This window comes from Kitasatospora sp. NPDC043950 (assembly GCF_056435345.1).
Genome location: NZ_JBWKER010000004.1, coordinates 31519 through 57370 on the forward strand (window position 1 = coordinate 31519; position 25852 = coordinate 57370).

Annotated in this window: 20 protein-coding genes; 4 read left to right on the top strand and 16 right to left on the bottom strand. The window is 74.6% G+C overall.

Annotation, left to right across the window (positions count from 1 at the left end; genetic code table 11):
• Positions 1–50: 50 nt before the first annotated feature.
• The 4 genes from AC07BF_RS03720 to AC07BF_RS03735 all read right to left on the bottom strand — a co-directional run bounded on the left by AC07BF_RS03720 (position 51) and on the right by AC07BF_RS03735 (position 4471).
• Positions 51–857 carry an enoyl-CoA hydratase/isomerase family protein gene (locus tag AC07BF_RS03720; RefSeq protein ID WP_400807579.1) on the bottom strand — a complete coding sequence of 269 codons (807 nt, stop codon included), beginning with the start codon at positions 855–857 and terminating at the stop codon, positions 51–53.
• 232 nt (positions 858–1089) lie between these two features.
• Positions 1090–1323, bottom strand: a complete 234-nt coding sequence (locus AC07BF_RS03725; RefSeq protein ID WP_030059940.1) for a helix-turn-helix domain-containing protein — start codon at positions 1321–1323, stop codon at positions 1090–1092.
• A 327-nt stretch (positions 1324–1650) separates the two neighbouring features.
• Entirely contained in the window at positions 1651–3249 is a 1599-nt protein-coding gene (gene abc-f / locus AC07BF_RS03730; protein WP_363580629.1) for a ribosomal protection-like ABC-F family protein, read from the bottom strand.
• A 205-nt stretch (positions 3250–3454) separates the two neighbouring features.
• On the bottom strand, positions 3455–4471 hold the full coding sequence (locus tag AC07BF_RS03735; RefSeq protein WP_363580627.1) for a hypothetical protein: 1017 nt from the start codon (positions 4469–4471) through the stop codon (positions 3455–3457).
• 360 nt (positions 4472–4831) lie between these two features.
• Between AC07BF_RS03735 and AC07BF_RS03740 the strand changes: the two genes are divergently transcribed.
• On the top strand, positions 4832–6079 hold the full coding sequence (locus AC07BF_RS03740) for a glycoside hydrolase family 26 protein (RefSeq protein ID WP_478317811.1): 1248 nt from the start codon (positions 4832–4834) through the stop codon (positions 6077–6079).
• Positions 6080–6095: 16 nt separating this feature from the next.
• Here the strand turns inward: AC07BF_RS03740 and AC07BF_RS03745 are convergent, their stop codons facing one another.
• From AC07BF_RS03745 to AC07BF_RS03785, 9 genes are all read right to left on the bottom strand, one after another.
• Positions 6096–7256, bottom strand: a complete 1161-nt coding sequence (locus AC07BF_RS03745; RefSeq protein WP_363580623.1) for a GNAT family N-acetyltransferase — start codon at positions 7254–7256, stop codon at positions 6096–6098.
• Complete coding sequence (locus tag AC07BF_RS03750; protein WP_478332890.1) at positions 7253–8041, bottom strand: Wzz/FepE/Etk N-terminal domain-containing protein; 789 nt, start codon at positions 8039–8041, stop codon at positions 7253–7255. Before AC07BF_RS03750 ends, AC07BF_RS03745 begins: the two co-directional genes overlap by 4 nt.
• Before the next feature lie 49 nt (positions 8042–8090).
• Positions 8091–9206: a glycosyltransferase gene (locus AC07BF_RS03755; protein WP_363627912.1), complete on the bottom strand. Its 1116-nt coding sequence runs from the start codon at positions 9204–9206 to the stop codon at positions 8091–8093.
• Complete coding sequence (locus AC07BF_RS03760) at positions 9203–10117, bottom strand: polysaccharide deacetylase family protein (protein WP_363580617.1); 915 nt, start codon at positions 10115–10117, stop codon at positions 9203–9205. The genes AC07BF_RS03755 and AC07BF_RS03760 overlap by 4 nt, the downstream gene beginning before the upstream one ends.
• The gene (locus AC07BF_RS03765; RefSeq protein WP_363580615.1) at positions 10107–11843 is read right to left on the bottom strand and encodes a lipid II flippase MurJ; all 1737 of its coding nucleotides are present in this window, start codon (positions 11841–11843) and stop codon (positions 10107–10109) included. The genes AC07BF_RS03760 and AC07BF_RS03765 overlap by 11 nt, the downstream gene beginning before the upstream one ends.
• A complete protein-coding gene (locus AC07BF_RS03770; RefSeq protein WP_363580613.1) occupies positions 11840–13153 on the bottom strand; it encodes an O-antigen ligase family protein in 1314 nt (437 codons plus the stop codon). Before AC07BF_RS03770 ends, AC07BF_RS03765 begins: the two co-directional genes overlap by 4 nt.
• Before the next feature lie 5 nt (positions 13154–13158).
• Positions 13159–14682, bottom strand: a complete 1524-nt coding sequence (locus AC07BF_RS03775; RefSeq protein ID WP_363618561.1) for a sugar transferase — start codon at positions 14680–14682, stop codon at positions 13159–13161.
• Positions 14683–15060: 378 nt separating this feature from the next.
• Positions 15061–16215, bottom strand: a complete 1155-nt coding sequence (locus tag AC07BF_RS03780) for a glycosyltransferase (protein WP_363580609.1) — start codon at positions 16213–16215, stop codon at positions 15061–15063.
• A gap of 202 nt (positions 16216–16417) precedes the next feature.
• Positions 16418–16858, bottom strand: a complete 441-nt coding sequence (locus tag AC07BF_RS03785; protein ID WP_363580607.1) for an SRPBCC family protein — start codon at positions 16856–16858, stop codon at positions 16418–16420.
• A 122-nt stretch (positions 16859–16980) separates the two neighbouring features.
• Here AC07BF_RS03785 and AC07BF_RS03790 point away from each other — a divergent pair, with 122 nt between their 5' ends.
• Positions 16981–17874, top strand: coding sequence for a HipA family kinase (locus AC07BF_RS03790; RefSeq protein WP_363580605.1), 894 nt, complete (start codon positions 16981–16983; stop codon positions 17872–17874).
• Positions 17875–17995: 121 nt separating this feature from the next.
• On the opposite strand, the gene AC07BF_RS03795 is transcribed toward AC07BF_RS03790, so the two are convergent.
• From AC07BF_RS03795 to AC07BF_RS03805, 3 genes are all read right to left on the bottom strand, one after another.
• Entirely contained in the window at positions 17996–19483 is a 1488-nt protein-coding gene (locus tag AC07BF_RS03795) for a S8 family peptidase (RefSeq protein ID WP_363580603.1), read from the bottom strand.
• Positions 19484–19691: 208 nt separating this feature from the next.
• Positions 19692–20828, bottom strand: a complete 1137-nt coding sequence (locus tag AC07BF_RS03800; RefSeq protein ID WP_363627916.1) for an amidohydrolase family protein — start codon at positions 20826–20828, stop codon at positions 19692–19694.
• A gap of 3 nt (positions 20829–20831) precedes the next feature.
• A complete protein-coding gene (locus tag AC07BF_RS03805; RefSeq protein WP_363580599.1) occupies positions 20832–22286 on the bottom strand; it encodes a glutamine synthetase family protein in 1455 nt (484 codons plus the stop codon).
• 531 nt (positions 22287–22817) lie between these two features.
• Here AC07BF_RS03805 and AC07BF_RS03810 point away from each other — a divergent pair.
• A complete protein-coding gene (locus AC07BF_RS03810; RefSeq protein ID WP_400807560.1) occupies positions 22818–24593 on the top strand; it encodes a 3-hydroxyacyl-CoA dehydrogenase family protein in 1776 nt (591 codons plus the stop codon).
• A 194-nt stretch (positions 24594–24787) separates the two neighbouring features.
• Positions 24788–25708 (top strand): TetR family transcriptional regulator, encoded by a 921-nt coding sequence (locus AC07BF_RS03815; RefSeq protein ID WP_363580595.1) that lies wholly within the window; start codon positions 24788–24790, stop codon positions 25706–25708.
• Positions 25709–25852: the final 144 nt, after the last annotated feature.

Genomic DNA, 25852 nt, shown 5'->3' on the forward strand with positions numbered 1-25852 from the left:
GGCCCGGGGAGCACTCCCCGGGCCGGGCCCGTTCACACGACGCAGCCTGGCTAGTCGCCGATCCCGGCGAGGTCCCGCAGGCGGCGGGCCTGCGCCGCCCGTTCGGCCGAGCGCTGCTCGTCGAAGGAGCGGCCGGCGGCGCCCTGGAGCAGGGCCTTGGTCTCGATGACGGCGTTGCGCGGCGCGCCCAGCAGGGCGGCGGCGAGGTCGCGGGCGGCGGCGTCCAGTTCCGCACCGGGGACGGCCAGGTTGGCCAGCCCGATGGCGGCGGCCTCCTCGGCGCCGACCCAGCGGCCGGTGACGCAGATCTCCAGCGCCCGCGCGTAGCCGACGAGTTCGGTGAGCGGCTTGGTGCCGGCCAGGTCGGGGACGAGGCCGAGCGAGGTCTCCTTCATGGCGAACTGGACGTCGTCGGCGACGACGCGCAGGTCACAGCCGAGGGCGAGCTGGAAGCCGGCGCCGACGGCATGGCCCTGGACGGCGGCGATGGAGACCAGGTCGGGGCGGCGCCACCAGGTGAAGGCCTGCTGGTAGGAGGCGATGGTGTCGTCGAGCTCCTGGTCGGGGGCGCCGGCGAGCTGGAGGAAGGTGGGCTCGCCGGGGATGCCCTCGGGGGTGAACATGGCCCGGTCCAGGCCCGCCGAGAAGGAGACGCCCTCCGCACGCAGCAGGACCACCCGGACGCCGCCGGGCAGGTCACGGCCCGCGGCGGCGAGGGCGCGCCACAGGGCGGGCGACTGGGCGTTGCGCCGCTTGGGCTGACACAGGGTGACGACGGCGAGCTCGCCGTCGATCTCCAGGCGGACGCCGTCCTGCTCCCAGCTCGGGGCCTGCGGGTCGGTGACGGGGGCGGTCATGCGGGGACCTCCGGTGGCGAGGGGCTTGGCTACCGGAGAGTAACAAACCTGGGCGCGCGCCGGCAGGGCGCCGGCCCGGAAAGATCGACGGAAGGAGCGCGCCCGGGGGCGGACGACACCCCGGACATGACGATCGGCGGCCGGTCCACTCGACCCGAGGGCGGACGATCGGTCCTCGTCTCCCCGGTCGGCGCCCTGCCGCCGCGCCATTCAGCCATGAGCTGACGGACCGTCAGGAACCGGCCCCGGCGGTCGCCTTGTTCTTGCCACGCGTGGCACCACCGCGGCCCCGGAGAATGACTCCGGACTCGCTCAGCATCCGGTGCACAAAGCCGTACGAACGACCGGTCTCCTCCGCGAGAGCGCGAATGCTCGCCCCGGAGTCGTACTTCTTCTTGAGATCGGCCGCGAGCTTCTCACGCGCGGCACCGGTCACCCGGCTGCCCTTTTTCAGAGTCTCGGCCACCCGTGCCTCCTCGTAGCGTTGCTCGGTCAGATTCCCATGATCACCCATCCACCGCGTCCTGGCCACCCATTCGGCAAGGTCGATGTCGGGAATGCGTGGTCCTGCGGTGGTGATCCGAGCGCATCAGGGCGCTCACGTAGAGTGCGCGCCCCCGGGCGGATTCCGCCATCCGCCGAGAAAGGGCTGATCAGCAGTGTCGGCCCGACCACGATCGAGTGGCGGGCCGACAGGAAGTCCTTAAACGGAATCCAGGCTTTCTTCATTCCCGGACACACCGTAAGTACTAGTTTTTCTGGTCCTAAAAGCGGAGATCGCGTCTACACCCGGTCAGGCCAGCGAGACCAGATCGGCGTACGCCGGGCTCCAGAGGTCCTCGACCCCGTCCGGCAGCAGGATGATCCGCTCCGGCTGGAGCGCCTCCACGGCGCCCTCGTCGTGGGTGACCAGCACGACCGCGCCGGAGAACTCCCGCAGCGCGCCGAGGATCTCCTCGCGGCTGGCCGGGTCGAGGTTGTTGGTGGGCTCGTCGAGCAGCAGCACGTTGGCGCTGGAGACCACCAGCGAGGCCAGCGCGAGCCGGGTCTTCTCACCGCCGGAGAGCACCCCGGCCGGCTTGTCGACGTCGTCGCCGGAGAACAGGAAGGAACCGAGGATCTTGCGGATCTGCACCAGGTCGGTGTCCGGCGCGGAGGAACGCATGTTCTCCAGCACCGTGCGGTCCGGGTCCAGGGTCTCGTGCTCCTGGGCGTAGTAGCCGATCTTCAGGCCGTGGCCCGGGATCACCTCGCCGGTGTCCGGCTGCTCCACCCCGGCGAGCATCCGCAGCAGGGTGGTCTTGCCCGCGCCGTTGAAGCCGAGGATGACGACCCGCGAACCGCGGTCGATGGCCAGGCCGACGTCGGTGAAGATCTCCAGCGAACCGTAGGACTTGGAGAGCCCGCTGGCCGTCAGCGGGGTCTTGCCGCAGGGCGCCGGGTCCGGGAAGCGCAGCTTGGCGACCTTGTCGTTCTGGCGCACCTGCTCCAGGCCGGAGAGCAGCTTCTCGGCACGGCGGGCCATGTTCTGCGCGGCCACCGTCTTGGTCGCCTTGGCCCGCATCTTGTCGGCCTGGGAGTTGAGGGTCGCGGCCTTCTTCTCGGCGTTGGCCCGCTCGCGCTTGCGGCGCTTCTCGTCGTCCTCACGCTGCTGCTGGTACTGCTTCCAGCCCATGTTGTAGACGTCGATGGCGGAGCGGTTGGCGTCCAGGTAGAAGACCTTGTTGACGACCGTCTCGACCAGCTCGACGTCGTGCGAGATGACGATGAAGCCACCCTTGTAGGTCTTCAGAAAGTCCCGCAGCCAGACGATCGAGTCGGCGTCGAGGTGGTTGGTGGGCTCGTCGAGCAGCAGCACGTCGGAGTCCGAGAACAGGATCCGGGCCAGCTCGACGCGGCGGCGCTGACCACCGGAGAGAGTGTGCAGCTCCTGGTTCAGGATGCGGTCCGGCAGGCCCAGGGCGGCCGCGATGGTGGCGGCCTCGGCCTCAGCGGCGTACCCGCCCTTGGTGAGGAACTCGGTCTCCAGGCGCGCGTACTTCTTCATCGCGTTGTCCCGGGTGGCGCCCTGGCCGTTGGCCATCCGGTCCTCGTTCTCGCGCATCTTCTTGAGCACGGTGTCGAGGCCGCGGGCGGAGAGGATGCGGTCCTTGGCGAGGACGTCCAGGTCGCCGGTGCGCGGGTCCTGCGGGAGGTAGCCGACCTCACCGGAGCGGGTCACCGTGCCCGAGGCCGGCATGCCCTCGCCGGCCAGCACCTTGGTCAGCGTGGTCTTGCCGGCGCCGTTGCGCCCGACCAGGCCGATCCGGTCGCCGGCGGCGACCTTGAAGTTCGCGGACTCGATCAGGATTCGGGCACCGGCGCGCAGCTCAAGGGCGTTGGCGGAAATCATGGCGGAAACTACTCCTGGGACGTGGGCGGGCGGCCGGACGGGGCCCGGGGCCGGGCAGCGGGAAGGGGCGTCGTCGGTGGTCGGCACAGCGCACGAGGCGGTGCCGCGCGCCCGCTATTGCCCGGAGAAGTCAGCCATGACGGCAAGTCTACCGGGCCGCGCGGAAACCCCCGGGGCTACCGCCCAGGGGTACCGGCGGGCGGCGTTACTGCTGGGACTGCTGAGGCTGCTGCGCCTGGAGCTGCATGGGCACCTGGTCGCCCACCGGGGCGTCCTGACCCACCGGGGCGTCCTGGGCCGGGCTCGCCGCCGGGTCGGTGCAGCCGCCCTGCGGACGGACCGCCGCGAACGGCGCGGACGGGCTGCCGCAGGCCGCCTCGGGGGCGGCCGCCTTGGTGTCGAACACCCGGGCCGGAACGATCGGGCCGTCGGTGATCAGCACCCGGCTGCCGTCCAGCGCCTTGACCGAGGCGCTCGGGCCGGTGTTCAGCTGCCAGCCGGTGCTGTCCAGCCGGTACCCGTTGATGCCGCCGGAGACGGCCTGCCCGGCGCTGTTGGTGCAGCTGCGCGGGACGAGCACGGCGTACTCGGTGCCGACCGTGCGCAGCGGGTCGTAGACGCAGCTGCCGGGCGGCTTGGAGTTGTAGCGCAGGTCACCGTCGGCGTCGCGCAGGCCCATGGTCAGGTTCGGGGTCACCACGGCCACCCAGGCAGAGCCGCCCTGCGGGACGGTGTGCAGGGCCGCCGCGGCCCGCTCCTGGGCCAGCTCCTTGCGCTGCGCGTCGGTGCGCTTGTCGGCGCCGGGCTCGCCGTCGCCGCGCAGCCAGTCCGCCAGGCCGGGCACCGCCCGGTGCCAGCGCACCTCGTGGTCGCCCGGGCGCACCGAGGTGACCAGGCCGTCGTCCCAGACCACGATGGCGTTGTCCCCCGCCATCGACAGGTACAGCGCGGTGGCGCCCTCGCGGCGGTAGGACCAGGCCTGCTCGCCGCTCTGCCGGTGGAAGGCCTCCAGTCCGGGGCCGACCTTCAGATCCAGGTCGGCCGTGCTCAGCGACTGCGTGCTGACCGGCGTGGCCTCCGCCTCGCCCGGCCCCGCCACCCGGTCGCCGAACGGCACCGGCTTGTTGGCGTGCGCCGCCGCACCGGCCGCAAGGACCAGCATCACCGCCAGGGCAGGCAGGATCGAGCGGGGGGTCAGTACACGCAGCGGCTTCCAGGACACGGCCGGAGCGTACCTTTCACCGGGCACGCGAGTCAGCCTGGAATCGCCCCCGCCCCACCCCTCGGACCGCGCGTCCGGCCGCGCGCGCCCTCCCCGCGCACCCGCCCGCCCACCTGCACCGTCGGTGCCGAGGCCGGGCCGCCGCCCGCTCCGGGGCCCGGCGCCGGGGCCCGGCCGGACCGTTACAGAGCTGATACACGCGGCGAGGCCCGGCCGGGCGTTGCGGCAGACGGCGTTCGAATACCGCCCACTTTAGGGTGACATTCGGCTTTTCCGACGCCCGCCGGGCCTACTGTCGGCGAGCGGAGCGCCACGGTCCGTCCAGCGCGCCCCCGCCCCGCGACGCCCGGAGGAGAGACCATGCGAATCGGCCGCCTGACGCTGGCCGCCGCCGCCCTGCTGCTGATGGCCACGGCCAGCGTCCCGGCCGGGTCGCCGCTCAGCCAGACCGAACGGCACACCCTCTCCTCGGACGCCTTCGAGCCGCGCGGCGCCGCCCCCCGCCCGCCCGTCCAGCGGCCCAAGCACGAGCCGCCGTTCGGCGCCTTCGTCGGTTCCTGGGACGACTACATCCCGCAGATCGGCCGGTACGCGCAGTGGCTGGGCGACGCCAACCTGCAAGTCGGCCACACCTACCTGGCGGGCAACAGCTGGGCCGACGTCGAGGGCGAGCTGATGGTGCTCGGCATGTGGTCGCAGTGGCGGCTGGCCGACCCGTCCCGGACGCTCGTCCTCGGCGTGCCGATGCTGGTGCCCAACGAGGCGAACGTGCCGGACGGCGAGGTCGCCAAGCTGCTCGCCCAGGGCGCGCGCGGGGACTTCGACCGGCACTTCCTGCGGCTCGCCCACCGGCTGGTGTCCCTCGGCGGCGCGGACACCGTGCTCACGCTCGGCTGGGAGATGAACGGCGTCACCTACACGCACCGCTGCAAGCCCGACCCGTCCGCGTGGAAGGCGTACTGGCGACGGATCGTCGGCGTGATGCGCTCGGTGCCGGGGCAGCGGTTCCGCTTCGACTTCACCCCGAACCGGGGCCTGGACGCCATCCCGTGGACCAAGTGCTACCCCGGCGACGACGTGGTCGACATCATCGGCATGGACAACTACGACCAGCCCGCCGGGGGCACCTTCGACGACTACGTGCGCGAGCCGTACGGGCTTCAGGACCAGGTGGAGTTCGCCGCCAAGCGCGGCAAGCCGGTCTCCTACCCGGAGTGGGGGCTGTTCCGCAACGGCGACAACCCGGAGTTCGTGCAGCGGATGGTCGAGTGGATGCGCACCCACGACACCGCCTACCAGACCGTCACCGACTACTGCCCGCACGGCTTCTTCGAGTGCGACCGCAACCCGCGCTCCGCCGCCCGGTTCAAGCAGCTGATGTCCGGGTCGAAGGGGGCGCCGGCGGTGGTGCCGACGGCGCCCCAGGCCCCCGTCCCGCCGATCGTCCCGCCGCGCCCGCCCACGCCCTCGGCCGTGCCCGGGGCCCCGAGCGTGGTGCCCGGCCCGTCCGCGAGCCCGTCGCCGGGCCCCTCGGCCACCACGTCGGCAAGCCCCTCGGCGAGCCCGTCCGCGAGCCCGTCGGCGGCCCGGACGCCCGCCCGGCGCTGAGCCCGGGCGGGGGCGGTCAGCCGCGGCGGCGGGCCAGCAGGGCCTCCTTGAGCCGCGGGAAGCGGGTCCGCAGCACGTGCGCCGCCTGCTGGCGGACGCGCACCGCGCCGGACCGGGCGACGGCCGCCGGCGCCGGCCCGGGCGGACCGAACAGCAGGCGCTGGTTGGACAGCTGGTCCGGCCGCCAGCGCTGCTTGTAGGGCTCCTGGCCGCGCAGCAGGCCGAGCAGCGGGACGCCCGCGCCGACCGTCTCGTCCAGGGCGGCGCTGAACAGCAGCCCGGCGATGTCCAGCCGCTCGCGCAGCACCGGGTGCGCGCCGTACATGTACAGGCCACCGAAGGAGGGGCAGAGCAGCAGCAGGTTCACCGCGACCAGTTCGCCGTTCAGCCGGAACTGGTGGACGGCCGCCCTGCCGGTGGCGACCAGGCCGACGGTGGACTCGGTCAGGTGGCGGGCGAAGCGCTCGGTGCGGTGCTCCGGGGTGACGCCGCGCTCCTGCCACTGCAGGAAGTGCAGCCGCAGCAGGCCCTCCAGCGCCGCCGGCACCTCGGCCGCCGGCGTCGAGCTGACCTGCACCCCGGCCTCGGCGATCTTGCGCAGCTTCACCCGGCTGCGCTGCGCGGTCTTGCCGGGCACCCGCTTCAGCAGCCGGTCCATCGGGACGGCCGGCAGGTACTGGCAGAGCGAGTCCTGGTAGCGGCGGCGTCGGCCGTGCCAGTGCTCGTACACCCGCTGCACCGCCGCCTCGGGGTGCACCTCGCGCAGCTCCAGGGAGTGCCACGGGCGGGTGAGCGGGAGGGCGGCGGCGAACTCGGCGGCGGCCCGGTCGGCGCAGTCGTCGTCGAGCAGCACGTCGGAGTAGTCGACCAGCCCGGCGCCCAGGGCGGTCAGCCCACCGAGCGGGCCGCCGCGGCGCCTGAAGGCACCCGCGCCGACCAGCAGGCCGTCCCGGCGGACGAGCACCACCAGCAGGCTGCCCGGGCTGCCGTAGTGGCGCCACCAGGAGCGCTGCCAGTCGGCGGCCTGGAAGAAGGTGGCGGTCCGGCAGCGGGCGGCCAGGTCGTCCCACTCCTCGGCGAGGGTGTCCAGAGCGTCGTCCTCACGGCGCAGCTCGGTGGTCCAGCCCGGCGCAGCCGGCTGGGCGGGGAGGCCGGCGTGCCGGGTCTCAGTGCTCATCGCCCGCTCCCGGCCGCGGCCTTCTCCTTGGCCGGGGGCTCCTCGGCGCTCTTCTTCGCGGCAGCGGCCTTCCCGGGCTTCTCTTCCGCCTTCTCGGCCTTCTCGGCCTGGCCGGTCTTGCCGGCCTGGTCGGCGGCGGGCGGCTCCTCGCCGCGCGGGCGGGGGGTGGCCGGCGTCGTCGGCTCCACCGGGGCCCCGGCGGGCTCGGCGGCCTCCGGCAGGGCGGCCTCGCCCCGGCGGCGGGTCATCATCACCAGGGCCCCCACCAGCAGCCCGGCCGCGCCACCGACCGCGACGTCCAGCGTGGCGGACGGGGTGGTCGGCTTGTCCGGCTCGGCGGCCGGGGCCAGCGTCACCAGCCGGACGCTGGTGTCCCTGCTGCTGGTGTTCGCGAAGGAGACCAGCGAGCGGGCCACCGCGTCGGCGGTCTGGGCCGCCTCCTGGGGGCGCGTCCCGGTGCCAGTGATCTCGATCATCGGGGCGTCCGGGGAGGTGGTCCCGTGCACCAGGGACTCCAGCTCGGCACGGGTGTGGCCGGTCTCGGCGGCCGCCACCGCGAGCACCTGCGGCTGGCCCGCCAACCGCCCGTACGCCTGGGCGAAGTTGGTCGCGGTGGCGGCTTCCCCCGGGTTCTGCGGCACCACGAGGACGTAGGCGCTGGCGGCGTACGAGGGGTGCGAGACGACGGCGTACCCGGCGCCGGCCGCGGCGCCCAGCGGCACCGCGAGCGCCACCGGCCACCAGCGGCGGACCAGGTGGCGGGCCCTTCGGCGCGGTGTGGTCATGGGTGTGACTCCTTGGGTATGTGACGGCGGTTCCGGCGGCGGCGGGCGGTCAAGCGCGGGCCAGCCGGTCGTAGAGGGCGCCCAGGTCTGCGGCGACCCGGGCGATGTCGTAGTGGCCGACCGCCGGGGGGTGCGGCAGCGGATCGGAGTTGTGGTCGTTCAGGTGCCGCAGGTCGCGCAGCGCGGCGGCGTACGCGGCGCCCTCGGACGGGATCCGGCGGGCCTGCGGGGCGGCGCTGGGCGGCAGTTCGTCGAGCGCCGGGCAGGCGCTGTGCCGCACCGGCAGGCCGGCCGCGAGGCCCTCCAGGATGCCGAGGCCGAAGGTCTCCGCGGTGGAGGGGGCGGCCAGCACGTCCAGGGCGGTCAGCAGGTCGGGCACGTCGTCGCGCTCGCCGGTGAGCACCAGCCTTTCCCGGACGCCGAGTTCGGCGGCCCGGTGCTCCAGCGCGGCGCGCTCCGGGCCCGCGCCGACCAGCACCAGCCGGGCGGCCGGGTCGAGAGCGGCGAGGGCCTCCAGCAGCACCTCGAAGCGCTTGCCGGGGACCAGCCGGCCGACTCCGCCGACCACCCAGCTCCCCTCCGGCAGGCCGAGTTCGGCCCGCAGCCGGCGGCGGGTGGCGGCCCGGTCTGCGGCCGGGCGGCGGTAGCGGGCGGAGTCGATGCCGTTGGGGATCAGCTCGACCCGGGCCGGTGGGACGCCCCAGGAGTGCAGCGTCTGGGCGACCTGCCGGGAGACCGCGACGGTGGTGCTGCCGAGTCGCTCGGCCGCCAGGTAGAGGCCCTTGACGCCGCGGGTGACCGGGCGGCCCTCGATCACCCCGGCGTGCAGCGAGTGCTCGGTGGAGACCACCGTGCGGACCCCGGCGAGCCGGGCCGCCAGCCGGCCGTACAGCTGCGCCCGGTACAGGTGGGTGTGCACCAGGTCGTAGCGGCCGGAGCGGACCAGCCGGACCAGCCGGGGCAGCGCGCCCAGGTCGCGGTTGCCGCGCATGCCGAGGTGGTGGACGGTCACCCCGTCGGCGCGCAGCGCGGCGGCGACCGTGCCGGGGTTGGTCAGTGCGACCACCTCGCACTGCTGGTGTGCGGGCAAGTGCCTCAGCAGCAGGTGGAGTTGGCGCTCGGCGCCGCCCGAGGCGAGGCCGGTGACGATGTGCAGGACCCTCACGGCCGGGCCCCCCGCCGGGCGGCCAGGGGGCTTCGGCGCAGCTCGGTGACGGCGTCGCGCAGCCGCTGCCGGCCACGTTTGGCGCGCAGCCGCCAGGCGCCGTCGCGGTCGCCGACGTAGCAGCGGGGCAGCGCGAAGCGGCCGGTGAGCGGGGAGTGCGCGATGGCGCAGGCGTAGTCGTAGCCGGCGTCGCGCACGGCCTCGGTGGCGGGCAGGTCGACGGCGCCGTACGGATAGCAGAAGCCGGTGACCGGGCCGCCGACCACCTCCTCCAGGAGGCGCCGGCTCTCCCGGGTCTGCACCGCCAGGACATCGGCCGGCAGGCCGGGCAGCGCCTGGTGGCCGAGGCCGTGCGAGCCGATCTCCCAACCGGCGGCGGCGAGTTCGGTGACCTCCTGGACGGTGAGCAGCTGCTTGCGCGGCCCCTTCGCGTCCCAGCCGTTGTCCTGGCCGAGCAGGTCGGCGACCACGTACGCGGTGGCGGTGAAGCCGTACGCCTGGAGGATCGGCACGGCGTGGCGCGCGAAGTCCGCGTAGCCGTCGTCGAAGCTCAGCCCGACCAGTCCGCCGTCCCGGCCGACGGCCCGGGCCCGCATCAGCTCGCGCACGGAGACGCCGCGCCGCCCGCGCCGGTGCAGCCAGGCGACCTGCTCGGCGAACCGCTCGGGGCTGACGGTCAGCTGGTACGGGTCCTCCTTCTCGACCGCCACCGAGTGGTACATCAGGATCCACGGCGAGGAGGAACCGGGGCCGGACGGTTCGCCGAGCGGGCGGCGGCTCCTGGGCAGCTGCGCCTTCGGCCCGGCGGGGTCGGTGTACGGGAGGTCACCACGTGGTGCGGCTGCGGCCGGTACGGCCTGGCGGCGGACGCCCGCCTGGGCCGAACGGACGGTTCCCCGTTCATTGTCCATGGGGAAGCTTCCCTTCATCGGCGACGGTTGGCGGGTTCAGGGCCCGGGCCACGGCGAGGACCGGACCGCGCACCTCACGCGCGCCGAGGCCGGTGCCGAGGACGGCGAAGGCCAGCGCCACGGTGAGGCCCCCGAGGAGGGTGGAGAGCAGGGGGCCGGCGGCCAGCCCGGCGACGGCGGCGCCGAGGGCGGTGGCGCCGCCGGCGGCGGCCACCAGCCGGGCGTGGCCGCCGAGCACCCGGCGCAGCCGCAGCGGGATGCCGCGCAGCACCAGGCCGTGCAGCAGCAGTGCGGCGGTGGCGGTGATGCCGGCCGCGTTCCCGGCGGCGAGCCCGAGAGCGCCGAAGCGGGGGGTGGCGAGCAGGCTGACCACGACGGTGACGCCGAGGCCGAGCAGCATCGCGGCGACCGGGAACCAGTCCAGCAGCCGACGGCCGCCGTCCTCGGTGCCCGGATCGTCGGCCCGGCGGACCACCGGGCGCAGCGAGAAGTACGGGCGGATCATCACGCCGATCAGCGCCTGGGCGGGCAGGCCGAAACTGTAGACCCGGATGACGGCGGCGGTGGCGGCGGTGTCCTGCGGGCCGAAGGCGCCGCGCTGGAAGAGCAGCGAGACCACCGAGGGGGCGCAGGCCATCAGGAAGGCGGTGCCGCCCAGGACGACCGCCGCGGCCTGGCCGAGGTCCTTCTCGACCCGGTCCCGGGCGGCGGCGAGGTCCCCGGCCGCCAGCGCCCGGGCGACCAGCGGGAAGGTGACGGTGCAGATCAGGATGCCGGCCGTCATGGCCAGTTGGGAGACCTTGGCGGCGTAGTTGAGGTGCGAGATGGTACCGGGCGGCAGCGCCGAGCCGAGGTAGCGCTCGACGAAGACCTGCGACTGGCGGGTCAGGGTGAACGCGGCCACCGGCAGCAGGGCGAACGGCATCAGCACCAGCGCCTTGCGGGAGCGGCCGGCGCGGCCCGCGCCGGGGTGCGATCCCGGGCCCGCACCCTGGCGCAGCCGGCGCAGGAACGGGGCGACCAGCAGGCCGGCCATCAGCAGGCTGCCGAGCGCGACGCCCAGGGCGGCGGAGCGCACGCCCAGGAAGGACTGGCAGCCGAGCAGCACGGCGAGGATGCCGACGTTGTAGGCGACGTAGATGCCGGCCGGCGCGGTGAAGCGGTGGTGGGCGCGCAGCGCGGCGGCGAGGTAGCCGGCCACGCCGAACGGCAGCACGGTGATCGCGGTGATCCGGGTGCAGGTGACGGCGAGGCCGGGGTTGGCCAGGCCGGGGGCGAGCAGCTCGACCAGCTGCGGGGCGCCGAGGGCGGCGGCCAGCGCGAGCCCGCTGAGCGCGAGCAGCAGCCAGGGCAGGGTGGCGCGGACCAGTTGGCGGACCGGGTCGGGGGCGTCCGGGTCCTCCTCGCGCAGCACCAGGGCGAGCGCGAAGGCGGGCACCATGAGGAAGGACATGGCGTCCTCGATCAGCAGCGGCGCGGCCGTCTCCGGGACGGTCCAGGCGACCAGGAAGGCGTCGGTGCCCTGGTTGGCGCCGAAGTAGCGGGCCAGCAGGAGGTCGCGCAGCAGGCCGAGGCCGGATCCGGCGGCGCTGAGGACGGCGGTGATGCCGAAGGCCTTGGCGAGGAAGCCGCGCCTGGGGGCCGGGTCGGGCCCGGACGGCGGGCCGTCGGCGGCGCCGCGCGGGGCGGGCACGGCGGAGGCGAGGGCCGGCTGGTCGGTGGTCATCGCGGGTCGGCCTCCGCGACGCAGGCCCGGGCCGCGAGGCCGAGGACGACGGAGGTCAGCACGGTGGTGGTGCCACCGATGTCCGCGTACAGGAAGTCGACCAGCACCCAGGTGAGCAGGGCCAGGGCGGCGAGGGCCGGGCCGCGGGAGTGGCGCAGGCAGCCGAGCAGCAGACCGAGGAAGAGCGCGGCGTAGGCGACGATGCCGATCAGACCCTGCTCGCTGAGCACCAGGAAGTACATGTTGTGCGGGGAGAGCAGCGGTTCGCGCTGGAAGCCGATGGTGGGGTCGGCGGCGTCGCTGCCGGAGGAGAGCCGCAGCGGGGCGTGGCTGTCGCGCAGTTGCTGGAAGGCCTTGGGGCCGGCGCCGTGGACGGGGTGGTCCTGCCAGATCCGCCCGGCGGTGGACCACAGGTCGTAGCGGTCGGAGACGGACTGGTCGGGGGCGGCGGAGACGGAACCGATCGAGCTGAGACGCTCGGTGACGCCGGAGGCGCCGAGGCCGAGGCCGCCGACCAGGACGACCGCGGCGGCCAGGCCGAGGACGGCGCCGCGGACGGCGAGCCGGGCGTCGGCGCGCAGCAGCAGCACGGTGGCCGCGGCGGCGGTGGCGATCCAGCTGCCGCGGCTGAACGAGACGGCGAGCGGGAAGGCCAGGAAGGCGGCGGCCGCGAACATGGCGCGGCGCAGCCGGACGTCGCCGCCGGGACGGCGCTCGGCGAGCGCCAGGGCCAGGGCGGCGAGCAGGCCGTAGCTGACGACCGTGGACATCGCCATGATGTCGAGGGCGCCGAAGGTGCCGACGGCCCGGATCGGCTGGCCGGTGTAGGAGGCGCCGGTCCGGGTGAGGTACTGGTGCGCGCCGACCACGCCCTGGATCAGCGCGGCGAGCACGAAGGAGCCGAGGACCAGCCGCTGGTCGACGCGGTCGCGCAGCGAGCAGAGCACCCCGGCCGGTACCAGGACGAACACCTGGGTGAGCCGGACGAAGCCGGTGAGGCTGGTGGCCGGGTCGATCGAGCCGACGGTGGCGACGGCGGCGGCGACCACGATGCCGCCGAACAGCACGCAGGTGGCGCGGCTGACGGCGGGCAGCCGCCCGCGCAGCAGGTTGAGCGCGGTGAGGGCGACCAGGGCCAGCGAGGCCACGTCGGCGGCGGTGACGTGGACGGCGGCGGCGACGTCCTTCTCACCGGTGGGCACGCAGACCAGCAGGACGGTCGCCGCGGCGAGCGGGCTGGGCCGGTCCGCGAGCGCGGGCAGCGCCTTGCGTAACGCGAGCCGCGGGACGGCGGGAAGGGTCAGGGCCACGCGGGTCAGCTCCCGTCCGGGTGGAGCATCAGGACCGCGGTGCGGCACAGGATCTTGACGTCCTGCCAGAGGCTCCAGCTCTCGATGTAGCGGTTGTCGAACCGGGCCCGGTCCTCGATCGAGGTGTCCCCGCGCAGGCCGTTGACCTGGGCGAGGCCGGTCAGGCCGACCGGGACGCGGTGGCGGTCGGCGTACTCGGGGTAGGCCTGGCCGAACCGCATGACGAAGTAGGGGCGTTCCGGGCGCGGGCCGACCAGGCTCATGTCTCCGCACAGCACGTTCCACAGCTGCGGCAGCTCGTCCAGCGAGCTGCGGCGCAGCAGTCGGCCGACGGCGCCCATCCGGTGGTCCTGGGAGATGTTCCAGCGGGTCGCCGACTCGTGTTCGTTGCTCGGGCGCAGGGTGCGGAACTTGAGGACGGTGAAGACCTTGCCGTCGAGCCCGGTGCGCTGCTGGCGGAAGAGCACGCCGGGGCCGGTGTCGAAGCGGACGGCCAGCGCGCAGAGCACCAGGACGGGGGCGAGCAGCAGCAGGCCGAGCCCGGCGGCGGTGACGTCCAAGGCGCGCTTGGCGGCCCAGCCGGGGCGGCGCATCGCCGGGCTGCCGACCCGCAGGCAGGGGAAGCCCCACAGGTGGTCGGCTCCGGCCAGCGGGCCAGCGGGCAGCGAGCCGTGCTCTCGCAGCGCGGGCACCAGCCAGACCTGGCAGCCGAGCCGGGCGGCGTCGCGCAGGGCGGCGGCGGTCTCGGCCTCGTCGGCGGCGCCGGCGGTGGCGACCACGTGGTGGATCCGGTGCCGGCGGACCTCGCGCTCCAGTACCTCGCGGCCGCCGAGGACGGGCAGGTCGGTGTCGCCGGCGAGCAGCGGCGGGTCGGCGTCGAGGAAGCCGACCGGGCGCATCCCGTACTCGCCGCGCTCGCTGAGGGCGGCGGCGACCCGGCGGCCGAGCCGGCCGGCGCCGAGCACCAGGACGGGGTTGGGGCGGCTGCGGCGGATCCGCCGGACCAGGTGGTAGAGCACGGCGCGGCCGACGGCGGCGATCAGCAGTTGGACGCCGAGCAGGACGGTGAGCCGGGCCGGGGTGGCCGGGCCGCAGTCGGGCCAGCGGCCGTCCAGGCAACCGGCCAGGGTGACGGCGAAGGCGGTGGCGACGACGGCCCGGACGGCCAGCGCGGGCAGTTCGTCCAGGACGGAGAGGGTGAGCCGGGTGCGGTAGAGGCCGCCGACCAGGTTGAGCACGAGCAGCAGGGGCAGGACGGCGGCGGCACCGAGCAGCGGCGCGAGCGGGACGGCCGGGTCGACGGCCCGGTTGGCGAGGCCGGTGGCGGTGCACAGCGCGATCGCGTCGACCTGGACCAGCGCGAGCGGCAGGGCGAGCCGGGATCGGACCGCCCCGCGGTGCCGGCGGGGCGGCGGCACCGTCCGGGTCTGGGCGGATCCGGCCGGGCGGTCGAGCAGCCCGGTGCCGGGCCGCCGCGGGCCGGACAGGGACCGACCGGATCGCGGCACGCTGTCGTGGTCAATAGTCATCAGCGCACGAACTCCCCTGCTGTGTGCCCGGGGTGACGGCGCCCCGGCACCGGATGGCGCGGAGCGGCCGTCCCGGCCCGGTGGGCGCGGTCCTGACAGCACCTGCTACCGCTGGCGGCTTTCGGTCCTCTCGCACCGGGCCCGGCCGCGCGAGGCGCGACCATGAAGGGCTCAGTCGCGAATTCCCGGCGTGAAATCGAAACGAAGCAGGCGAAATCCGACAATACATAACCTGGCTGCGTAGGCTGGAAGTTGACTTGCCGTTTCATTCCAGCCGCCCATTAATAGGTATTTCGGATTTGGCGCCTCGTCCCTATCCGGTTGAGGGTGCGAATACGACGGCGCCGGATCGGCGGGCATTCACGGCATGTGAAACGATCAGATCCGCTCTGGGACACGGGCCCGGCGCCGCCCGGCCGCCGGACCGGCACCCAGCAGATGGCGGTACAGCGCGTCCACCTGTTCGACCACCGTGCGGACGTCGTGCCGGGCGACCACGTGATCGCGCAGCCTCGCCCCGCGTCGCTCACACTCGATCGAATCGGACAGCGCTTCCGCCATTCGGGTGGCGAGCGCGGTCACGTCCTCGGGCGGCACCACCGCCCGCCCCCGCTCGGCCTGGGGCAGGCACTCCCGGGCGCCCGGCACGTCGGTCAACAGCACCGGACGGGCCACCGCCATCGCCTCCAGCGGGGCCAACGCCATGCCCTCCCAGCGCGAGGGCAGCACCACCAGGTCGGCCGCCGCCAGCCACGGCCTCGGGTCCGGCACGTCCCCGACCAGCCGGACCCGGGACGGCTCGGCCGACTCCCGGACCAGGTCCGCCAGCCGGTTCTCCTCGGGGCCGCCGCCGACCAGCGCCAGCCGGGCCTGCGGCACCGCCCGCAGCACCTCCGGCCAGGCCGCCAGCAGCACGTCCTGGCCCTTCTGGCGGCACAGCCGGCCGACGCAGACCGCGAGCGGAGCGTCCAGGTCCAGGCCCAGCGCGATCCGGGCCGCCCGGCGGTCGGCGGGTGCGTAGTGGCGCACGTCCACGCCGTTGGGCACCACCGCCCAGTCCGCGCTCACCCCGGCGGCGACGCCGTCGGCCCGCTCCTGGACGCTGACGCAGAGCAGGCGGTGCGCCCAGCGGCCGGCGAAGCGCTCCCAGTGCAGGGTGGCGGTGGCCATCGGGCCCTCGACGGCGGCGAAGGACCAGGCGTGCGGCTGGAAGACGGTCGGCACCGCGCCGCGCACCGCCAGTCGGCCTGCCAGCCCGGCCTTGGCGCTGTGCAGGTGGACCACGTCGGGCGCGGCCGCCCGGACGATCCGGCGCAGCCGCCACGCCTCGGCGGCGGTGCCCGGGCCCGGCGAGCGCCCGGCGGGCCAGTCATGGACCAGCGCGCCCACGGCGGCGGCCTCCTCGGCCAGCCGGCCGCCGCCCGGGCAGGCGACCAGCACCCGGTGACCGGCCTCGCGCTGCCCCCGGACCAGATCGGCGACGACGCGGGCGACTCCGCCGTCCACGGGCTGTGAAATGTGAAGGATCGTCATATGCACGGCGGCGAGCCTAGGGTGGCTCCCCCGCGCCGGGCGGCCCTCGTCACCCGGAGGTGGCGGGCCGTCCACCCGTACGGCTTTCCGCTCGTACGGGTGGGCGGGCCGCTCGAATTCCCGGGCGAATTGCCGCGGGAAAGGCGAACTCGACGAACTCGGCGAGCTCAGTGAGCTCGGCGGACTCAGTGAGCTCGCGGACTCAGCGGACCTCGGCGGCCAGGTTGGCCAGCACCTGGTCGTGGATCCGGTTCAGGCCCTTCGGGGCGAAGGTGCGCTCGAAGAAGCCGCCGATGCCGCTCGCGCCCTGCCAGGTGGCCGAGACGACGACCTTCGACCGGCCCTCACCGGCCGCCGAGACGGTCCAGGTGATCACCATGCTGGAGTTGGCGTCCTTCTCCACCAGTTGGTCGGGCGAGGGCGCCGAGACGGTGAACAGGCAGTCCCGCACGCGCTTCTCGGTGGCCTGGAGCTTCCAGTGCACCTGGGTGCCGGCGCCGGTGCCGCCGACCCGGACCTCGTACTCGCTGTACTGCGGGGGCAGCAGCTTCGGACGGGTCACCCGGTAGTCGGCCAGCGCCTCGTACACCCGCTCGGGGGCGGCGTCGTAGTCCCGCTCGGTGGTGGCCTGCACCTGTCCCATGGCCTTGCTCTCCTCGTCCGGTGGTCTTCCGATTCTCACCGGCAAGCCAATCACAGCGCCGGGGGCGGAGGCCGACCGGACGGGCCGCTGCGGTGGCGGGGCGGCGGGATAGGGTGGCCGGTGTGCTCGATCTGGTGACAGCAGTGCGCTACGTCGACCCGCTGCGGTCCGGCGGCTCCGTCCCCGGTGTGGTGGAGACCGACGACCTGGGAACCTACGTGGTCAAGTTCACCGGCGCCGCGCAGGGCCGCAAGGCGCTGGTCGCGGAGGTGATCGTCGGCGAGCTGGCCCGGCGGCTCGGCCTGCGCGTCCCCGAGCTGCGGCTGGTGGACTTCGATCCGGCCGTCGCCGCGGACGAGCCCGACACCGAGATCCAGGACATGCTCAAGGCCAGCGGCGGCCTCAACCTCGGGATGGACCTGCTGCCCGGCGCGCGGGACTACCGGCCGGGCATGATCCCGGTGGACTCCGCCGAGGCCGGGCGGGTGGTCTGGCTGGACGCCCTCACCGGCAACGTCGACCGCACCGTCCACAACCCCAACCTGGTGGTCTGGCACGGACGGCTCTGGCTGATCGACAACGGCGCCGCGCTGATCTTCCACCACCGCTGGACCACCGCCGAGGCGGCGGTCGGCAGGCGCTACGACCTCAGCGCGCACGCGCTGGGCGGCTCGGCCCCGGACGTCCGGCTGGCCGACGAGGAGCTCGGCCCGCTGGTCACCGTCGGCCTGCTGGAGGAAGTGCTGGCGCTCGTCCCGGACGAGTGGCTGGCCGACGAGCCCGGCTTCGACTCGGCGGCCGCCGTCCGGCACGCCTACGTGTCCCACCTGGCCGCCCGGGTGGTGCTCTCCGCGCAGTGGCTCCCGGAGGGCTTCGCCACCCCCGAGCAGCTGCGCGAGGCCGAACGCCGCCGGGAGGCCCGGACCCGGGCCGGCCGGCCCGCCTGGCTCCAGGAAGTCCCGGACCTGCACGGCAAGCCGTCGGTGGAGACCGGCTGGGACCAGCACGTCGAGTGAGCGGGCCGGGGCTCGCCCGGAGAGGTCGGCCGGGCGGGGCCCGGGCAGGAAACGACCGGGGAGCGGACCCGGATGGGCCCGCTCCCCGGCTCAGTGTTCAGGTGTCGCCGTGGTCAGCGCGTCAGCGCCACCACTGGACCGCCTTCTCGGCGTTGATGATGCCCGCGCCGTAGAAGCCGTTGTCGTCCGCGCCGCCCTCGCAGGTGGCCTTGTACGCGCCGGTGCCGCCCGGGTTGTACTCGCCGGTCGGGCAGGGGTGCGACTCCGCCTGGTTGGTGAGCAGCTCGGTCAGCTCGTCCGGGTTGGCCCACGGGAAGGTGCTGGCGAGCAGCGCGACCACGCCGACGACGTGCGGGGTGGCCATCGAGGTGCCCTGCATGTAGCCGTACTTGTTGCCCGGGATGGTGGAGAGGATCCGGCCGTTCTTGTCCGGGGTGTCCGGGATCTGGTAGCGGGCGTCGCCACCCGGCGCGGCGACGGTCACGACGCCCTTGCCGTAGCTGGAGTAGTACGCCTTGTCGCCCTTGACGCCCACCGAGGAGACGGCGATGACGCCGGGCAGCTCGGTCGGCAGCGACAGGCAGTCGTTGGTGACCGGGCGGGTCACCTTGGTGGTGTCGTCCGGGCTGGCGACGTCAACGGTCTTGTGCGCCAGGTCGATGTTCTCGTTGCCCGCCGCGGCGACGTTGAGGACGCCCTTGCGCTGCGAGAACGAGACCGCCTTGCGGACGGCGGCGCTGATCGCGGCCTGGTCCTTGTCGTTCGGGCAGTTGAACATCCACGGGTCGACGTAGTAGCTGTTGTTGGTCACCTTGAACTGGTGCTCACCGGCCCACACGAAGCCGCAGATCGCGTACTCCGGGTAGATGAACCCGCCGTCGTCGACGACCTTGACCGCGGCCAGCTTCACGTTCGGGGCGATGCCGACGACGCCCTTGCCGTTCTTGGCGGCGCCGATCGTGCCGGCCACGTGGGTGCCGTGGTCGCTGGTGGTGGGCTGCCAGGACTTCCAGTCGGTGTTCGGCTTGCCGCCGTCGATGCAGGAGACCGACTGCGAGGCGTCCACGTTGGCGGCCAGGTCCTCGTGCGTCGCGTCGATGCCGGAGTCCAGCACACCGACGGTGACGTTGCGGTTGCCGAGCGAGAGCTTGTGCGCCTTGTCGACACCGATCTGACGCATGTCCCACTGGTTGGCCTCGTACGGCTCCTGACCGGCGGCGGGCGCGCCGGCGGGCTCGGCGGCGACCTCGGCCTTGGCCTGGTCGGCGGCGGTGATGCCCTTGGTGCGGCTGGCGCCGACGGAGTCGACGCCCTTGGCCTGACGCAGCTTCTGCGCGAACGCGGTGTCGTCCGAGCGGGCGATGACGACGCCGATCTGCTCGTACGAGTACACCACCGAGCCGCCGAGGGCGGTGATCGCCTTCTCGACCTTCTGCACCTGGCCGTGGTTGGCCTTGGTGTTGACGACGTAGCTGAGCAGCGGACCGGTCGTCGAGCCCGCCGAGGGGGCCGCGACGGCGGTGCCGGCCGGGAGCGCGAGGGCGCCGGCGGTGGCGAGCACGAGGCCCACCGCCGCGAACCGGGTCCGGCTGATCCGAGGAACTCTCATAGGGGTTGGCCCTCCCGAGTCGTCATGCGGCAGCTGCGGTGTGGCAGGTGCGCCTGGAATGATCGGGACGCTAATGAATATTCGCTGATAAGCGCAAGAGGTAGTCATCTAATCGTCACATGTTGGCCAACATCGGAACCGAGGAGTCCGGAGGCCCAACACGTCAACAGAGTTGAAGAGTGTTAAAAAGTGACGGTTCGCCGACGTGCTACGGTGCGCCGGGCAGTGAGTACAGCGCGCGGGCGTTGTCCGCGGCGACCAGCCGGGCCAGCCGCCGCGCGTCCGCCGCCGAACAGGCGCCACCCGCCTGCCAGTCGGCCAGCACCGCCCCCAGTCCGTACCGGAACTGGGCGGCGCCCACCAGGTACAACTCGGGCAGCCCGTACGCGTCGGTGGAGAACAACAGCTTGCCGAACGGCGCCAGTTCCAGCATCTCGCCCAGCACCGCCGCCACCCGCGGGCCGGTGTAGGAGGCGGTCAGCCCGAGGTCGGTGTACACCGTCGGGAAGGCCTGGGCCAGCCACCCGGCCTGGCGGTGGTACGGGTAGCAGTGCAGCAGCACCAGCGGGACGCCGCTCGGCTCGGCCGCGCGCACGAAACCGGTCAGCAGCGACGGATCGGCCCGGTGCAGGGTGAGGTCGGGATCGCCGAAGCCGGTGTGGAGTTGGAGCGGCAGGCCCAGCCCGGCGCAGACGTCCACGGCCGTCCAGAGCAGGTGGTGCAGCAGCACCGGGTCGGCCAGCCGGCCCCGCCCGCCGCGCAGCCAGGCGCCGGCCGCGGCCACCACGGCCGCCCGCGCGGGCCGTTCGGCGGGGGCGGCCAGGCCGTGCCGGTAGGCGAGCACCGACTTGACCGCGACCGCACCCGCGGCGGCGGCCGCCAGCGCCTCCCCGACGGCCTGCGGCCAGGACTCGGCCGGGCCCGCCACCGCCTCGGCCACCGACTCCAGCCGGACCACCTCGTGCACCACCGCCCCGGCGGCCGCGGCCAGTTCGCCTAGCGGCAGCAGCGGAAGGCCCGCGGCGGTGGTCAGCCCGGTGTCCACCAGGCAGGTGTCCAGCCCGGCGGCGGCCAGCAGCCGGCGGGTGGCCTCGGCGCCGCCCAGCTCGCGCCGCCGGGCCAGGTAGTCGGCGGCCGGGGCGTGCGCGGGCAGGCCGAGGGCGGGCGGGCACCAGCGCCGGACGGCCAGGCCGAGCGCGCTGTCGAAGGGCGAACAGCCGGGCGCGGGCGGTCGGTCGGACTCGGTGAGCAGCCCGGCCAGGGTGTCGTCGGCGAGGTCGGCCGCCACCACGCTGTGGCAGTGGTGGTCGACCAGCCCGGGCAACGCCAGGGCCCCGGCGGGCACCGGTCAGTACCGCCAGCGGGTGGCGGCGACCAGCTGCTCGGGGGTGGCGACGGCGTACTGCTCGCCCTCGGCCCGGCGCACCGCCAGCACCGCCTCGTACAGCGGCCCGCCGAGCGCCTCGCGCAGCACCGCCGATCGCTCGAACGCGGCCAGCGCCTCCGCCGGGCCGGTCGGCAGCCGGGGCACCGAGCCGGGCTCGGCGGCGGCCGGGTCCCCGGTGAACTCCGGTGGCAGCGAGAGGTGTCGGTCGAGACCGACGAGACCGGCGGCGAGCACCGCGCCGACCGCCAGGTACGGATTGGCGCTGGCGTCGAAGCACTTGACCTCGGCGTTGGCGGCGGCGGCCCGCTCCCCCGTGGAGCCCGTCACCAGGCGCAGCGCGGCCTCGCGGTTCTCCAGGCCCCAGCACTGGTAGGCGCCGGCCCAGTGCGAGGGCACCAGCCGCAGGTAGCCGGCCGGGCTGGAGCAGCCCAGCACCAGGAGTTCGGGCAGCGCGCCGAGCACCCCGGCGAGGAAGCCCTCGGCCTCGGCGGTCAGGCCGTGCGGGCCGGGGCCGCCGTGGCCGAGGTTGTGGCCGTCCCGCCAGAGGCTCAGGTGCAGGTGCCCGCCGTTGCCGACCGCGCCGGGCTCGACCACGGGGGCGAAGGAGACCCGCAGGCCGTGCCGGGCGGAGACGGCCCGCACGGTGTGCCGGACCAGGACGGAGGTGTCGGCGGCGCCGACCGGGCCCTCGGGGGCCACCGAGACCTCGAACTGGCCCGGGGCGTACTCGGGGTGGATCTGCAGGACGGTCAGCCCCTGCTCGCCGAGGGCGCGCAGGACGTCCCGCAGGTAGTCGGTGAGGTCGGTGAGCCGGTGCATCCCGTACGCGGGGCCGTGCGTCGGGTACTGCGGCTCGTCCTGCGGGCCGCCGGCGAGGGCGACCACCCACTCGACCTCGATGCCGGCCCGCAGGGTCAGCCCGCGCTCGGCGGCGGCGGCCTCCATCCGGCGGGCGAACAGCCGCTGGCAGCCGGGGTGCGGGGTGCCGGCCTGGGTGTGCCGGTCCCCCGGGGCCCAGGCCCAGCCGGGCTGGGCGGCCAGCGGGACGACCCGGTCGAGGTCGGGGTAGAGCCGCAGGTCCCCGGTGGGGCCGCCGGTGCTCGGGCTGGTGGTGATGCCGTCGTCGGCGAGGAAGACGTCGAAGCAGGGTGCGGCGCCGACGCCCCACTGCGCGGCGTGCACCAGGGCGCCCAGCGGGACGGCCTTGACCCGGGTGATGCCCGCGTTGTCCACCCAGGTGACGGCCACCGCGTCGACGGCGGCGGTGCGCAGCCGGTCGACGGCGGCCTCGGCCTGTTCGACGCGCGCGGCGCACGGGGGCAGCGTGACGGCGGCGAGGTGCCCACCGAGGCCTCCGGCCGGGCCGGTGGAGCCGGTGGCGGACGCGGCGGGGCCGGCGGCGGTTCCGAGGGTCATGCCCCCATGTTGCCCCGCCCGTCGCGGCCGGGTAACTCCCCTATCGAGTGGTCCCCGTGGACGCCTGTCCGCCCGTTCACCCGTTCGGACCACCGCCGCCCGCCTGACCCGCCGTCCCGATGCCTTTTGTGACGCCCGCACCCCTTCCTACTCGCGGGTAGCTTCGCTACAGTGGCCGGACGCACCACCGCCGGGCTACGGGAGCCGCACCGGCGGGGGCCTGCGGTCGCCGTGTCCACGGCGGGCGCGCGGTGCGTCATTCACCGGCCGGCGCCGCGAACCGCGGCGGGCCGGGTCTCCTTCCTCGTATCAGAGCCGCTTCCTTTCACCCTTGAGCGCCTGAGCACCACGGCACACCCCTCAGTTCGGCCGGAGCGGACCGGCCGCCGCGGCGGTGTGCCGGAACCCGTCATCTCCCCAGCCCCGCGCGCGGACCCTCCCCCGGCGGCGGCCGCCCCCGCCGCACGCGCGGGCGCGGCGGCCCGGCCGCCGGGGCGTGCGCGGGCCCTTCAGGACTAGGAGTCAGGACAGATGGAGCGTCCCTTTTCCACGGTCGCCGTCGTCGGCCTCGGCACGATGGGTGCCGGTGTCGCGGTGGCCGTCGCCAGGAGCGGCCGCCGGGTGATCGGCATCGAGGCCACCGAGGACTCGGCCGCCCGGGCACTGGCCCGGATCGAGGAGGCGACCGCGCACGCGGTCGACCGGGAGCGGATCACCGCCGGGGAGCGCACCGCGCTGCTGGCGCTGATCTCGGTCGGCCACGAGCTGTCGGCCGCCGCCGGGGCCGAGCTGGTGATCGAGGAGGTGCCCGAGCAGCTGGAGCTGAAGCGGGAGCTCTTCGCCGAGCTGGACCGGATCTGCCCGGCGGGGACGGTGCTGGCCACCGGCACCACCGCGCTCTCGGTGACCCGGATCGCCGCCGCGACCGCCCGCCCGGAGCGGGTGCTGGGCCTGCACTTCTTCAACCCGGTGCACAGCATGAAGCTGGTCGAGGTGGTCCGCACGGTGCTGACCTCCCCGCAGGTCGCCGAGGACGCCGCCGCGTTCGCCCGGGACCTCGGCAAGGAGCCGGTGGCGGCCGGCGACCGGGCCGGCTTCGTCGTCAACGGCCTGCTGTTCGCGTACCTGAACCAAGCCGCCGCGATGTACGAGTCCAAGTACGCCTCCAGGGAGGACATCGACGCCGCGATGCGGCTCGGCTGCGGCCTGCCGATGGGCCCGCTGGCGCTGCTCGACCTGATCGGCGTGGACACCGCGCGGACCGTCCTGGAGGCGATGTACGAGCAGTCCCGGGACCGCCTGCACGCGCCCGCCCCGATCCTCGGCCAGCTGGTCGCGGCCGGGCTGCTGGGCCGCAAGTCCGGCCGCGGCTTCTACACCTACGAGGCGCCCGGCTCGTCCAGGGCCGTCGACGCGGCGGCCGGCCCGGCGCGGGCCGCGGTGGCGGGCCGGGAGGTCCGCGCGGTCGGCGTCTGCGGCTCGGGCACCATGGCGACCGGCATCGCCGAGGTCTTCGCCAAGGCCGGCCGCCCGGTGCTGCTGGCCGCCCGCAGCCAGGAGAAGGCCGACCGGGCCAAGGCGCAGCTGGCGAAGTCGCTGGCGCGCGCGGTCGACCGGGGCCGGCTGAGCGCGCAGGCGCGGGACGCCGCGCTGGCGCTGGTCACCCCGGTCGGCCAGTACGCCGAGCTGGCCGAGGTGGACCTGGTGATCGAGGCGGTGGCCGAGGACCTGGCGGTCAAGCGCGAGCTGTTCGCCACCCTGGACAAGATCGTCAGGCCGGGAGCGGTGCTCGCCACCACCACCTCCTCGCTGCCGGTGATCAGCTGCGCGACGGCCACCTCGCGGCCGCAGGACGTGATCGGCATGCACTTCTTCAACCCGGCGCCGGCCATGAAGCTGGTCGAGGTGGTCTCCACCGTGCTGACCGCGCCGGACGTCACCGCGACCGTGCTGGAGCTGACCGCCGAGGTCCGCAAGCACCCGGTGGAGTGCGGCGACCGGGCCGGCTTCATCGTCAACGCGCTGCTCTTCCCCTACCTGAACGACGCGGTGCGGATGCTCCAGGAGCACTACGCGACGGTGGACGACATCGACACCGCGATGAAGCTGGGCTGCGGCTACCCGATGGGCCCGTTCGAGCTGTTGGACGTGGTCGGCCTGGACGTCTCGCTGACCATCGAGCAGGTGCTGCACCAGGAGTTCCGCGAACCGGGCCTGGCCGCCGCGCCGCTGCTGGAGCACCTGGTCGCCGCCGGCTGCCTGGGCCGCAAGACCGGCCGCGGCTTCCGCGACCACGCGCGCCGGTGACCACGCCGGCTGCCGGGGGCGCCGCCGCGCGCGAGGCGGCGCCGCCCGGGACCGGGTCCGGCCCGGCCAGACCGGGCTGGAGCCCGGGGACGGTGTCCGCGCGCTGGCCCAGACCGGCCGTCACCGGCCCGGTCGCACCGGTCCGTCGGGGAAGGGCCGCGGCCGAACCGCCGGGGCCGTGTAGCGTTCCGGACATGGATCGGGTTCAGTCAGCCACCCCGCAGCACTCCGCCGGACCGCGCGGCGCCGACCGGACGGGCTCCTCGACCGGGGGCACCGGGCCGGAAGGGGGGCCGGGCAGCCGCCGGGCGGCGGCGCAGCGCCAGCAGATGCGTCAGGACCTGGCCACGGCCGCGATGGAGCTGTTCTCCTCGCAGGGCTACGAGGAGACCACGGTCGACCAGATCGCGGCCGCCGCCGGGGTGGCCCGGCGGACCTTCTTCCGGTACTTCCGGTCGAAGGAGGAGGCGATCTTCCCGGACCACGACGACACCCTCGTCCGGGTGGCCGACCTGCTGGCCAGCGCCGAGCCGGAGGAGCACCCGCTGGACGTGGTCTGCCGCGGCATCAAGGAGGTGCTGCGGATGTACGCCTCGACGCCGGGGGTGTCGGTCGCGCGGTACCAGCTGATCCGTCAGGTCCCGGCGCTGCGCGAGCGGGAGATCGCCGTGGTGGCCCGGTACGAGCGGCTGTTCACCCGGTACCTGCTGGGCCGCTTCGACACCGGGGAGTCCATCCCGTCGGGCTGGCAGCGCGGCGGCGAGGACGACTCGATGCTGGCCGAGGTGTCGGCGGCGGCGGTCGTCGCGGCGCACAACCACGTGCTGCGGCGCTGGCTGCGGGCCGGCGGGCGCGGGGACGTGGAGGCGCAGCTGGACCACTCCTTCGAGGTGATCCGGCGGACCTTCTGGGCCTCCAGCACGCCGGGTGCCAGACGCCGCGGCTCCCTGGTGGCACCGGGTGCCAATGGGGCTCCCGGTGACGTGCTGGCCGAGAGCGCACTGAGTGCCAGTCCTGGAGGTGAGGTACTCATCACAGTCGCCCGGACGGACGCTCCGCTGGACGTGGTGGTGGACAGCATCCGGGCCGCACTGAGTGGCGCCAGGGAGTCCTGAGCCCATCATTTAGCCAGTTCAGGGCGATATCGAGGGCCCGCGTCGAGCAGTCGACGCGGGCCCTTTCGATATCCGCCGCAGCGCGTTCAGGGGCCGCTCCAGCGCGCCGGAATTCGTGACACCCGGTGTCTTTACGAGTGGCAC